Raw genomic sequence first — 13,624 nt, forward strand, 5'->3', positions numbered from 1 at the left:
GGGGAGGCAGCCGTGGAGCGGAACCGAGTGGCCCCTTCGGCGGGGATTCCGGCACCGCCGACCGGCCAGGGCCGAGGCGCCTGGCGGGAGTTCGGAGCCCGGCTGCGGCACTGGCGGCGCCGGGCCGGCCTCACCCAGGCGCAGCTCGGCGTCGGGATCGGCTACGACCACACCGCGGTCAGCAAGATCGAGCACGGGGCCCGCCGGGTCACCCCCAGGGTCGCCGACCGGATCGACGAACTCCTCGGCGCGGGCGGTGAGGTGAGCGCCGCCTGCCTGCGCGCCGAGACCTCCGAACTCTGCGCCCTCGACTCCTTCTCACCCGCCCTGCTGCGGCCCCCGCTGCCGGGCGTCGCCCTGGTCGGCCCGGCCCCCGCCGCGCCCGCCCCGGCGCGGCTGCCCGACTACGGCCTGCTCTGCCCGCTGCACGACGCAGAGGGCTGTGACGTCCCCGCGCCCGCCGAACTGGCCGCACTGCACGCCGAGTTCTGCGCCCCCGCGGCGCTCGCCGATCCGGCCGCCGCCCCGCCGCTGGACGCGGCCACCGCGCACGCCCTGACCGGACTGCTCGCCGCCCACCTGCGCTCCGGCGAGACCGGTGACCGGCCGGGCCTGGCCGGCGCCGTCGAACGCACCCTGCACGCCGTGCTCGCCCGACTCGCCGGCGCTCCCGCCGCGCAGCGCCGTCCGCTCGCCAGACTGGCCGCCGAGCACGCCCACGCGGCCGGCGCGCTGCGCATGCAGGACGGCCGCAACGCCACCGCGATGGCCTGCTACGACCGCGCGCTCATCTGGGCCGGGCTCGCCGGGGACCAGGCCACCCAGGTCGGCACGCTCAGCGACCTGAGCATCCTGGGCCGGCTGGACGGCGACCCGGAAGCCGCCCTCGGCTACGCCCGCGAGATCGACCGGGTCGCCCCCGGCCGGCCCTGGGCCGGCGCGATGGGCCGGATCAGCCGGGCCCGCGCGCACGCCCTGACCGGCGACGTCCCGGCGACCGTACGGCAGATCGGCCTGGCCCGGGCACAGCTGGACCACATCGGGGCCGAGGACGAGGTCGACGTGCCCTGGCTCTCCATCGCCTCGATGCGGATGCGGGTCGAGTCCGCCGCGGCCGCCGCGCTGCGCGACCTCGCGGCGGCGGGGGACGACCCCCGGCTGGCCCGCCGGGCGCTGAGCGCCACCGAGACCGCGCTGGGCCTGCTCGGCCCGACCCAACTCCCGGCCAGCCGACTGCTGTTCGTCGTCCGGGCGGCGGACTGCCTGGTCTGCGCGCACGATCCGCGCGCGGCCGTCGAACTCCTCGGCCCCGCCCTGGAGGCCACTGCGGCGGCCGCCCTCCCCGCGCTGGTCGCGCACGAGTTGCGCGGCCTGCGCGACCGCCTGGCGGCGTACGAACCGCGCGCCGCCAGGCGGCTGGCGGAGCTGGTACGGGCCTGAGGGCGGCGGGTGGCCGGCGCGGGCGGGCGTCACCGGCGGCTGTCACGGGCAGGGCGCTCGACGGCGCTCACCCGGCGGTGTGACGGTGCCGCACCCCGACAACTCCCGTTTCTGCCGCGCAATGCGCCCCCTTCACGCCGTCCGAGCGTCAACTTCGTGCGCGTATGGTCCGCCGATCGGGTCATTCATGGCGTTAACACGTCGAATGACTGCCCCGGCCATCGGGTCCCGCTAGAGTCTCTGACGTTTCCAGTCGTTAGTCCGCGAAGAACGGGGGGCGCGTGCTGCACGCCATTGCCCGCCGGCTCGCCCATCCGCTCCTGCTCCTGGGTGTGCTGTGCGTCGCCGTCGCGACCCTGCACTTCCACTGGGCGCCCGACCGGGTCTCCCCGCTCGTCCTGGTGGCCGTCATCGGATACCTGGCGGTGCTGGAGCGGCTGATCCCGTACCGGACCGACTGGCACCCGAACCGGCGTGAACTCGGCTGGTACAGCGTCTATTTCGTGCTGAGCATGATCGGCGGCGCACTGGCCCAGGGGTTCGTGACGGCGCTGGTCGAACTGCTCGGTCCGGCGCACCCGGCGCTGCCCTTCGCGGCGGAGATTCCACTCGCGCTGCTGGTCGGCTCGCTCGGCGACTACCTCGTGCACCGCTGGTCCCACCGCAACCGGTGGCTCTGGCGGCTGCACGGCGTGCACCACGTCCCGGAGAAGGTGAACGTCGCGAACAACGGCGTGAATCATTTCCTGGACGTCTTCGTCGCACAGTCCGTGGTCCAGATTTCGTTGGCGCTGATCGGATTCTCGGCGGATTCAGTGTTCGTGGTCGGAATATTCGTTCTGGCTCAGGGGTATTTCGTCCACGCGAACATCGACGTCCACCTCGGGTCGCTCGGCCACGTCCTGGCCGGCCCGGAACTCCACCGCCTGCACCACAGCACCGACCTCGCCGAAGCCGGCCACTACTCTTCCGACCTCTCGCTGTGGGACCACGTGTTCGGGAGCTTCACCTGGCGGCCCGGCCGAGTGCCCACCGCCGTCGGCCTCACCGACCCGACCGCGTTCCCCACGACCGGCGAGCTCGGCGCCAGCCTGTTGCACCCCTGGCGCCGGGCGAAGACCACCGAGCAGTCCGTCTGACTCCGGTCCGCGCAGCCGCCCCCTAGCCCGTGTCCCCGGCGTCACGCCATCACCCTCGGATTGGATCATGACTTCCTCGCCCTTCGCCGTGCCCCGCGAGTCCATCGCGATCACCGGTATCGGCTGCCGCCTGCCGGGACACGCCAACGACCACCGGACCTACTGGCGCAACCTGATCGAGGGTCGGGACTGTCTCACCGACACGCCCGCCGACCGGTACGACACCGGCACCCTGGGCAGCCGGGACCGGGCGAAGCCGGGGCGGCTGATCGGCGGCCGGGGCGGCTACATCGACGGCTTCGACACCTTCGACCCGGACTTCTTCGGGATCAGCCCGCGCGAGGCCGAGCACATGGACCCGCAGCAGCGCAAGCTCCTGGAGGTCAGCTGGGAGGCCCTGGAGGACGGCGGCCTGCGCCCCGGCGAGCTGGCCGGCCGGGACGTGGGCGTCTACATGGGCGCCTTCACCCTCGACTGGAAGATCCTGCAGTTCGCCGACCTCGACTTCGCCACCATCGCCGCGCACACCGCCACCGGCACCATGATGACGATGGTCTCCAACCGGATCTCGCACTGCTTCGACTTCCGCGGCCCCAGCGTCTCGATCGACACCGCCTGCAGCTCCTCGCTGGTCGCGGTCCACCTGGCCTGCCAGAGCCTGCTCCGCGGCGAAACCGAACTCGCCCTGGCCGGCGGCGCGTTGCTGCACATGGCGCCGCAGTACACGATCGCCGAGACCAAGGGCGGCTTCCTCTCCGCGGACGGCCGATCGCGCGCCTTCGACGCCTCCGCCGACGGCTACGTCCGGGCCGAGGGCGTCGGCGTGGTCGTGCTCAAGCGCCTCTCCGACGCGCAGCGCGACGGGGACCCGGTGCACGCCGTGATCCTCGGCAGCGGCGTCAACCAGGACGGCCGCACCAACGGCATCACCGTCCCCAGCGCCGACGCCCAGGTCACCCTGATCGAGCGGGTCTGCGCCGAGGCCGGGGTGCTGCCCGGCAGCCTGCAGTACGTCGAGGCGCACGGCACCTCCACCCCGGTCGGCGACCCGATCGAAGCCGCCGCGCTCGGCCGGGTGCTCGGCATCGGCCGCCGCTCCGGCGACCACTGCTACGTCGGCTCGGTCAAGACCAACATCGGGCACACCGAGGCCGCCGCCGGCGTCGCCGGGCTGATCAAGACCGCCCTCGCCCTCAAGCACCGCCGCATCCCGCCGCACCTCAACCTGGAGCGGCCCAACCCCGGCATCGACCTGGCCGCGCTGCCCTTCGAGATCCCGACCGAGCCGGTCGACTGGCCCGAGCGCCGCGGCCCGGCCCGCGCGGGCGTCAACTCCTTCGGCTTCGGCGGCACCAACGCGCACGTCCTGCTGGAGGAGCCGCCCCGCCCCGGGCCCGCCGCGGCGGTCGCGGAGCCCGTCTTCACGGTCCTGCCGCTGAGCACCAAGGACACCGCCGGACTGCCCGAACTCGCCGCCGCCGTACGGCAGGAGCTCGCCACCGGGGCCTCGCTCACCGACCTCGGCCACACCCTGGCGCACCGCCGCCAGCACCTGCCCGAGCGGCTCGCGGTCACGTACTCGTCGCGGCAGGACCTGGACGAGGCGCTGGCCGCCTGCGAGCGCGGCGAGGAGCACCCGCGGGTGGTCCAGGGCCGGGCCCGGGAGCGCAGACAGCGCCGTCTGGCCTGGGTGTTCACCGGCATGGGCCCGCAGTGGTGGGGGATGGGCCGGGGCCTGTACGAGAGCGAGCCGGTGTACCGGGAGGCCGTGCGGGCCGTCGACCGGGAGATCCGCGAGCAGGCCGGCTGGTCACTGCTGACGGAACTGGACCGGGACGAGACGGACTCCCGGATGGCCGAGACCTGGGTGGCCCAGCCCGCCAACTTCGCCGTCCAGGTGGGACTTTCGGCGCTCTGGCGGAGCCACGGCCTGCGCCCCGACGCGGTGGTGGGCCACAGCACCGGCGAGGTCGCCGCGTTTCACGAGGCCGGGGTGTACGACCTCGCCGACGCCGTCCGGGTGGTGCTGGCCCGCAGCCGGCTCCAGCAGCGGCTGGCCGGCACCGGCAGCATGCTCGCGGTCGGTCTGCCGGAGGCGGAGGCGGAGCGCCGGATCCGGCCGTACCGCACCCGGATCTCGCTCGGGGCGGTCAACAGCCCGTCCGCGGTGACCCTGGCCGGGGACACCGAAGCCCTCGGCGAGCTGGCCGAGGAACTGAAGCAGCAGGGCGTCTTCGCCCGCCTGCTGGACGTCGAAGTCCCCTACCACAGCGTGCGGATGGACCCGATCCGGGACGAGCTGATCGCCGCGCTCGCCGCGATCAAGCCACAGGAGGCGCGGCTGCCGCTCTACCTGACCGCGCGGGAAGGACTCGCCCGGGGGCCGGAGCTGGACGGCGGGTACTGGTGGGAGAACGTCCGCAACCCGGTGCGGTTCCGGGCCGCCGTCGAGCGGATGGCCGAGGACGGGCACGGACTGTTCCTGGAACTCGGCCCGCACCCCGTCCTCGGGCATGCGATCCGCGAGTGCGCCGAGCGGACGCACACCCTGCCGTCGATCCGCCGCCGCCAGGACGAGCCCGAGCGCTTCGCCCGCAGCCTGGCCGAACTGCACACCCTCGGCGTCGAATTGAGCTGGGACGCGCTGCACCCGGCCGGCCGCCCGGTGCCGCTGCCCGCCTACCCCTGGCGGCGCGACCGGTACTGGATCGAGCCCAAGCCGGTCGAGCAGGTCCGGCTCGGCCGGGTCGACCACCCGCTCCTGGGCCGCCGCACCGCGAGCGCCCAGCCCGGCTGGACCACCGCGCTCGACCCCGAGCGGCTGCCGTACCTGACCGACCACCGGATCGAGGGCCAGGTGGTGTTCCCGGCCGCCGGGTACCTGGAGATGGCCGCGCAGGCCGTCCGCGCCCTGACCGGCCGCACCGAGGTGGTGCTGGCCGAGGTCGAGCTCAACCGGGCGCTCTTCCTCTCCGAGACCGAACCCGTCCCCGTCCAGCTCGGCTACGCGCCCGAGGACGCCCGCTTCACCGTCGCCGCCACCCCGGCCGGCGGCGAGCCGACCGTGCACGCCTGCGGCCGGGTCCGCACCGGCCAGCGGCGCTCGTACGGGCCCGCGCTGGACGTCTCGGCCCCGGACGCCCACGGGCAGCACCTCGACGGGCCGGACTGCTACCGGCTGCTGGCCGAGCGCGGCTACGACTACGGGCCCGCCTTCCGCGCCATCGAGGAGGTGTGGGCGGGCCCCGGCGAGGCGCTGGCCCGGATCCGGCCGACCGCCGGACTCGGCCCCGGCGCGGCCGACCACCACCTGCACCCGGTGCTGCTGGACGCCTGCTTCCAGACCCTGCTCACCACCACGCTGCACACGCCCGAGGGCGGCAGCGTCCGGCTGCCGGTCGCCATCGAGGAGGTCCGGCTCGACGAGATCGGCGACCGGCCGCTCTGGGCGCAGGCCACCGTCACCCGGGACAGCGGCGAGGAACTCGTCGGCGACATCGCCCTGCACGCCGAGGACGGCACCCCGCTCGGCCGGATCACCGGGTTCCGGGTCGCCGACGTCGCCCAGGCCCCGGCCTCGGTCGGCCTGGCCACCATCGACGGCTGGCTCACCGAGGTCGCCTGGGTGGAGGCGCCCGCGCCGACCGCCGAGGAGACCCCCGGCGACCTGCTGCTCTTCGCCGACGAAGGCGGCCTCGCCGAGCGGCTGGCCGCGCTCGCCGCCGAGCGCGGCGCCCGCTGCCACCTCGTCCGGCCCGCCGAGCAGTACCACCACGGCGACGGACACTCGACCGTCCGGCCCGACTCCGCCGAGGACGTCCGGCGGCTGCTCGCCTCCCTGGAACCCGGCTACGACACCGTCGTCCACCTCTGGAACCTCGACCTGCCCGCCCTCGACGCCACCACGGCCGACCGGCTCGACGGGCTCGCCACCCTCGGCGCCTACTCCGTGATCGCCCTCGCCCAGGCCCTGCCCGCCGCCCTCCCGGACGGGCGGCTGCACATCGTCACCCGGGGCACCCAGCCCGCCGCCCCCGGCGACCGGGTCGAACCGCTCGGCGCCCCCGCCTGGGGCATCGGACGCGTGCTGTGGCAGCAGGAACTCGTCACTCAGCGCGGCAGCCTGATCGACCTCGACCCGGCCGTCACCGCGACCGACCAGGCCGGGGCACTGCTCGCCGAACTCGCCGCCCGGGACGAGCAGGAGATCGCGCTGCGGGCCGGCCGCCGCCTGACCAGCCGACTGCGGCAGGCCGAGGGCCTCACCCGGCCGCTGCCGCCGGTCCTGCGCCCCGACGGCAGCTACCTCGTCACCGGCGCCTTCGGCGCCCTCGGCCGACTGCTCTGCCGCACCCTGGTCAAGCGCGGCGCCCGGCGGCTGATCCTGGTCGGCCGCACCGCCCTGCCCGAGCGCTCCCAGTGGGCTTCCACCGACCCGGGCAGCCCCGCCGGGGAGCGGATCGCCTTCCTGCGCGAACTCCAGGCGCTCGGCGCCGAACCGCTGCTCGCCCCGGTCGACGTCACCGACGAAACCGCGCTCGCCGCCTGGCTCGCCGACTACCGGGAGCACCAACGCCCGCCGATCCGGGGCGTGTTCCACCTCGCCGGCCAGGTCAGGGACACCCTGCTGGCACAGATGGACCGCATGGCCTTCGACGCCGGATACGCCCCCAAGGTGGCCGGCGGCCACCTGCTGCACCGGCTGCTGCGCGACGAACCGCTCGACCACTTCGTGCTGTTCGCCTCCGTCGCCTCGCTGCTCACCACCGCCGGCCAGACCAACTACGCGGCCGGCAACGCCTTCCTGGACGCCCTCGCCCACCACCGCCGGGCCGACGGCCTGCCCGCGCTCAGCCTGGACTGGGGCCCCTGGGCCACCGGCATGATCGAGGAACTGGGCCTGGTCGCCCACTACCGCGACGCCCGCGGCATGAGCTCGCTGCCCCCGGACGCCGGAACGGCCGTCCTGGAACGCGTCCTCGGCCAGGACCGCGCCCAGCTGCTGGTCGCCACCGTGGTCGACTGGCCGACCTTCCTCGCCTGGTACCCCGCGCCGCCGCCGCTGGTCGCCGACCTGGCGGCGAGCGCCGCCGAGCAGGCCCCGGCCGAGACCGGCGGCTTCCTGGACGCCTACCGGGCGGCCGACCCGCAGACCCGGCTCGAACTGGTCACCGAACGGCTCACCGCCGCCGCCGCGGCCGTGCTGCGGATCGGCTCCGAGCGGATCGGCACCGACACCAGGCTCGGCGCGCACGGCCTCGACTCGCTGCTCGCGATGGAGCTGCGCGCCCGGGTGCACGGCGAACTGGGCGTCGCCCTGCCGGTGGTGGCCCTGCTCAGCAACGGCTCCGTCGGCGACCTGGTCGACCTGCTCACCACGGGCCTGGCCGAGCGGCTCGACACCGACGGCGGCCCGGACCGGGCCGAGATCGAACTCCACACCGACGAGTCCCGCTACCCGCTCACCCACAACCAGCAGGCGCTCTGGTTCCTGCGCCAGCTGCACCCGGACGGCTTCGCGTACAACATCGGCGGCGCCGTCGAGGTGCGCGCGGTGCTCGACCCGGAGCTGGTGTTCGCCGCGTTCCGCCACCTGGTCGCCCGCCACCCCGCACTGCGCGCCAACGTCACGGCCGAGGAGGGCCGGCCCCTCCAGCGCATCCGTGAGGAGGCCGCGGCCGACACCGGGCTGTTCGACGTCGAGGGCCGCCCGTGGGAGGAGATCCACGAGCTGATCGTCCGCGAGTACCGGCGGCCGTACGACCTCGACGCGGACCCGCTGGTACGGCTGCGGCTGTTCCGGCGCGGGCCGGACCGCTGGGTGCTGATGAAGGCCGTCCACCACATCGTCTCGGACGCGATCTCCACCTTCACCTTCATCGAGGAGCTGTTCGAGGTCTACGAGGCGCTGCGCCAGGGGCGCACCCCCGAACTGCCCCCGGTCGCCGCCCGCTACCTGGACTTCCTCAACCAGCAGAACCGCTTCCTGGCCGGGCCCGGGGCGCAGCGGATGCTCGACTACTGGCGCGGGCACCTGCCCGCCGAGATGCCGGTGCTGGCGCTGCCCACCGACAAGCCCCGGCCGGCCGTGCAGACCCACAACGGCGCCTCCGAGTTCTTCCGGCTGGACACCGAACTCACCGACCGGGTCCACGAGTTGGCCCGTGCGCACAACGTCACCCCGTTCATGGTGCTGCTCGGCGCCTACTACCTGCTGCTGCACCGCTGGTCCGGGCAGCCGGACATCGTGGTCGGCAGCCCGGTCACCGGCCGCACCCAGGAGGAGTTCGCCTCCGTCTACGGCTACTTCGTCAACCCGCTGCCGCTGCACGTGAGCCTGGCCGGGGAACCGACCGTGGCCGAGCTGCTGGCCCGGGTGCGGGAGAGCGTGCTCGGCGGACTGGACAACCAGGAGTACCCCTTCCCGCTGCTGGTCGAGCAGTTGGGGCTGCAGCACGACCCGAGCCGCTCCGCGGTGTTCCAGGCGATGTTCATCCTGCTCACCCACAAGGTCGCCGTGGAACGCTTCGGCTACCGCCTGGAGTACATCGAACTCCCGGAGGAAGAAGGGCAGTTCGACCTGACGCTGTCCGCCTACGAGGACCGCGCGGACGGCTGCTTCCACTGCGTCTTCAAGTACAACTCCGACCTCTTCGAGCCCGCCACCGTCCGGCGGCTCGCGGCGCACTACCGCAACCTGTTGGACGCCATGACCCGCGCCGCCGACGGCGAGCCGGTCGGCCGGCTGCGGATGCTGGACGCGGCCGAACGCCGGGAGATCCTCACCGGGTTCAGCGGCGCCGAACGCCGGATCGACCACGACACCCCGGTGCCGGAGCTGATCGCCAAGGCCGCCGCCGAGCACCCGGAGGCCGTCGCCGTGGTCGCGCCCGGCCGCGACGGGGTCCGGCGCCTCACCTACGGCGAACTCGACCGGCGCTCCCAGCGCACGGCCGTACGGCTGCGCGAACTGGGCGTCGGGGAGGGCTCGGTGGTGGCTGTCTGCCTGGACAAGTCACCCGAGCTGATCACCACCCTGCTGGGCATCTGGCGGGCCGGCGCCGCCTACCTCCCGCTCGACCCCGGGCACCCGGCGGACCGGCTGGCCTACCAGGTGGCCGACGCCGGGGCCGCCCTGGTCGTGGTCGACGAGCGGCGCCCGCCCGCCGCCGACCTGCCCGCCGAGCCGGTCACCCTGGAGGACCTGGACCGGCCCGCCGACGCCGCCGGGCCGCTGCCCGCCGCCGACCCGGACCGGGCCGCCTACGTGATCCACACCTCGGGCTCCACCGGCCGCCCGAAGGCGGTCCGGGTCGACCACCGCAACCTGGCCGCCGTCACCGCCGGCTGGCGCGCGGAGTACCGGCTGGACACCGAGGCCCGGGTCCACCTGCAGATGGCCGGGACCGCCTTCGACGTCTTCTCCGGCGACCTCGCCCGGGCGCTCGGCAGCGGCGGCACCCTCGTTCTGGTCGACCGCGAGCTGCTCTTCGACACCGCGCGGCTGCACCGGGTGATGCGCGAAGAAGCCGTGGACTGCGGCGAGTTCGTGCCCGCCGTGGCCCGCGCCCTGCTGACCCACTGCGAACGCGACGGCCTGCGGCTGGACTTCCTCAAACTGGTCATCGTCGGCTCCGACTCCTGGAAGGCCGCCGAGCACCGCCGGCTGCGCGCCCTGTGCGGCGAACGGACCCGGCTGGTCAACTCCTACGGCCTGACCGAGGCCACCGTCGACAGCACCTACTACGAGGGCGCGGCCGAGGAACTCGAACCCGGCCGGATGGTGCCGATCGGCCGGCCCTTCCCGAACAGCGCGCTGTACATCCTCGACCCGTACGGCGAGCCCGTCCCGGCCGGCGTGCCCGGCGAGCTGTGGATCGGCGGCGCGGGTGTCGCGGCCGGCTACCCCAACGACCCGGAGCAGAGCGCCCACCGCTTCGCCACCCTGGAGCTCGACGGCACGCCCGTACGGCTCTACCGCACCGGCGACCTCGGGCACTGGGACACCACCGGCACCGCGCACCTGCTCGGCCGGATCGACAACCAGGTCAAGGTCCGCGGCCACCGGATCGAGCCGGGCGAGATCGAGGCCCACCTCACCGCCCGCCCCGAACTCGCCCAGGCCTGCGTCGCGGTCCGCCAGGACGCCTCGGGCGAAGCCGTCCTGGCCGCCTACGTGGTCCCCGCCGAAGGCACCGTGCTGGACCGCCGTGAACTGCGCCGCCACCTGGCCGAGCACCTGCCCACCGTGATGATCCCCTCCTACCTCACCGAACTGCCCGCCCTGCCCCTCACCCCGAACGGCAAGGTCGACCTCGCCGCCCTTCCGGAGCCGAAGGCCGACACCGGCGGAGCCCAGCACGAACCCCCCGTCACCCTCTACGAGACCAGGGTCGCCGAGCACTGGCGCAACCTGCTCGGCCTGGACGAAGTCGGCCTGCAGCACGACTTCTTCGAACTCGGCGGCAGCTCGATCCGGCTCATCGAGCTGATCCACCACCTGCAGACCGAGTTCAACATCGGGATCCCGGTCGGCCTGCTGTTCAAGGTCACCACCCTGCACGGCATGGCCCGCACCGTCGAGCAGATCATCACCGGCGAGGTGTCCGGCGGCCAGCCCTACCTCTGGTTCAACGCCACGGCGACCGAAGGCCGTACGGTCTTCTGCCTCCCGCCGGCCGGCGGCCACGGACTGGTCTACCGGCAGCTCGCCGCGCACCTGCCCGAGCACCGGATCGCCGCCTTCAACTACCTGACCGGCGACGACAAGACCGCCCGGTACGCCGACCTGGTCGAGGAACTGCACCCGGCCGGACCGTACGTCCTGCTCGGCTACTCCCTCGGCGGCAACCTCGCCTTCGAGGTTGCCAAGGAGCTGGAACGCCGGGGCCGCACGGTGGGTTCGGTGCTGCTGGTCGACGCCTACCGGGTCCTGGACGCCTTCGACCTCGGCGAGGAACACGTGGCCGTCTTCGAGCGCGAACTCCACGAGCACCTGCACCGCCACACCGGCTCGCGGATCGTCGCCCGGGAAACCCTCGAACAGGCCCGGGACTACCTGGAGTTCTCCAGCCGCACCCCCAACACGGGCACCGTACGCGCCCAACTCGACGTGGTCTGCGAACGCGAGCGGCTGAGCGTGCACGTCGGCGGCGAGGAAGGCTCCTGGCACGGCGCCTCCACCACCGGCACCGCCGTGTACGCCGGCCACGGCAGCCACGCCGAGATGCTCGACGGCGAGTACGCCGCCCGCAACGCCGAACTGGCGGGCGCCATCCTGGCCGGAGGCACCGCCGATGGCCGCGGCTGACCGCGGACCGGACTGGTCCACGAGGGAGCGGGCCCCCGGCGGCCCGCCCCGGGTCATCGTGATCGGGGCCGGCCTGGCCGGCCTCGCCACCGGCTGCTACGCGCAGATGAGCGGCCTGGAGACCCGGATCTTCGAGAAACACGTGCTACCCGGCGGTTGCTGCACCGCCTGGTCCCGGCACGGCTACCTGTTCGACTACTGCATCGACTGGCTGATCGGCACCGCCGAAGGCACCGGAGCGCACCAGGTCTGGCAGGAACTCGGCGCCCTGGACGGCAAATCGGTGACCCGCTTCGACATCTTCAACCGGGTCGTCGACGAACACGGCCGCGCCGTCACCTTCTACGGCGACCCGGACCGGCTGGAACAGCACCTGCTCGCCCTCGCCCCCGACGACGCCAAGCCGATCCGGGCCTTCTGCCGGGACCTGCGCCGCTTCGTCGCCGTCGACCTGCCCTGGGACCTCACCCCGCCGCCGCTGCGCACCACGGCGGAGCGGCTGCGCACCCTGCGCGCCGTCCTGCCCGCCTTCCGGCTGTTCTGGCGCACCGCGACCACCCCGATGAGCGGCTTCGCCGAGCGCTTCCAGGACCCGCTGCTGCGCCGGGCCTTCCCCACCATGTTCCTCCAGGAGCCCGCGGGCTTCCCGCTGTTGCCGTACCTGTACACACTGGCCGCCGCGCACAACGGCAACGCCGGTTTCCCGCAGGGCGGTTCGCTGGGGCTGGCCCGCTCGGTGGAGGAGCGGTACACCTCGCTCGGCGGGGTGATCGGCTACCGCTGCCGGGTGGAGCGGATCCTGATCGAGGACGGACGCGCCATCGGCATCGAACTCCGGGACGGATCACGGCACTTCGCCGACCACGTGGTCGCCGCCTGCGACGGTCCGACGGTACTCGACCGCTTGCTGGAGGGCCGCTACTCCAGCCCCGTCACCGACCGGCTGTACGGCGAACTGATCGACAAGCCGGGCAACCTGTACCCGGCCGTGGTCTCCGCCTTCGTCGGCATCGACGGCCCGCTGCCGGAGGGCGAACCGCACAGCACCACCTATCTGTTGACGCCCGAGGACAGCGCCCGGCTGCCCGGCTCGCTGCAGCACAGCCTGGTGGTGCAACTGCGCTCGGCCTACGCGGAGGGCTTCGCGCCGCCCGGCAAGTCGGTGCTGCACTGCACCTACTTCAGCGACTACCGCTCCTGGAAGGACCTGCGGGTCCGGGACCGCCGGGCGTACCGGGCGCGCAAGCAGGAGGTCGCCGCGTTCGTCCGCGTCTTCCTGGACCGGACCTACCCCGGGCTCGGCCCGCGGATCGAACTCGTCGACGTTGCCTCGCCGGTGACCGCCGAGCGGTTCACCGGCAACACCTACGGCAGCATCCTGGCCTGGCAGGCCTTCTCCGAGGCCGAGGACGTCGCCAACCGGCTGGTCAACCGGGACCGGATGCGGCTGCCCGGCCTCAGCGGCTTCTCCATGGCCGGGCAGTGGACCGCCCTGGGCGGGCTGATCCGGGCCGCCACCAGCGGACGGTACGCCGCGCAGTACCTCTGCCGGGAACTCGGCCGGCCGTTCCGGGCCTGGCCCAGCGACAACCGGGAACCCTGGCACGCGGGCAAGTGGGGCCACCTGCCGCAACTCGACCGGGCCACCGTGGGCGTACCGGCCGTGGGAGTGCCGGACGTGGGCGTCGCGGACGTGGAAGTGGGAGTGGCGGAGTGAGCGGGACGACCACCGGCG

General features: G+C 73.9%; 4 protein-coding genes. All 4 read left to right on the forward strand.

Features of this window, described 5'->3' with window-relative positions; genetic code table 11:
• The first annotated feature begins 12 nt into the window (after positions 1 to 12).
• The 4 genes from ACZ51D_RS22325 (at position 13) to ACZ51D_RS22340 (ending at position 13,606) form a co-directional block, all read left to right on the forward strand.
• The gene (locus tag ACZ51D_RS22325) at positions 13 to 1,440 is read left to right on the forward strand and encodes a helix-turn-helix domain-containing protein (RefSeq protein WP_465621314.1); all 1,428 of its coding nucleotides are present in this window, start codon (positions 13 to 15) and stop codon (positions 1,438 to 1,440) included.
• A 281-nt stretch (positions 1,441 to 1,721) separates the two neighbouring features.
• Entirely contained in the window at positions 1,722 to 2,579 is an 858-nt protein-coding gene (locus ACZ51D_RS22330) for a sterol desaturase family protein (protein WP_465621316.1), read from the forward strand.
• A 67-nt stretch (positions 2,580 to 2,646) separates the two neighbouring features.
• Positions 2,647 to 11,889 carry a non-ribosomal peptide synthetase/type I polyketide synthase gene (locus ACZ51D_RS22335; protein ID WP_465621318.1) on the forward strand — a complete coding sequence of 3,081 codons (9,243 nt, stop codon included), beginning with the start codon at positions 2,647 to 2,649 and terminating at the stop codon, positions 11,887 to 11,889.
• Positions 11,876 to 13,606 (forward strand): phytoene desaturase family protein, encoded by a 1,731-nt coding sequence (locus tag ACZ51D_RS22340; RefSeq protein ID WP_465621320.1) that lies wholly within the window; start codon positions 11,876 to 11,878, stop codon positions 13,604 to 13,606. Before ACZ51D_RS22335 ends, ACZ51D_RS22340 begins: the two co-directional genes overlap by 14 nt.
• Positions 13,607 to 13,624: the final 18 nt, after the last annotated feature.

The organism is Kitasatospora sp. NPDC033851 (genome assembly GCF_055576085.1).

What these genes read in the sequence shown, in the direction of transcription:
- ACZ51D_RS22335 (WP_465621318.1), top strand. Translation starts at nt 2,647, where the DNA reads ATGACTTCCTCGCCCTTCGCCGTGCCCCGCGAGTCCATCGCGATCACC.
- ACZ51D_RS22340 (WP_465621320.1), top strand. Translation starts at nt 11,876, where the DNA reads ATGGCCGCGGCTGACCGCGGACCGGACTGGTCCACGAGGGAGCGGGCC.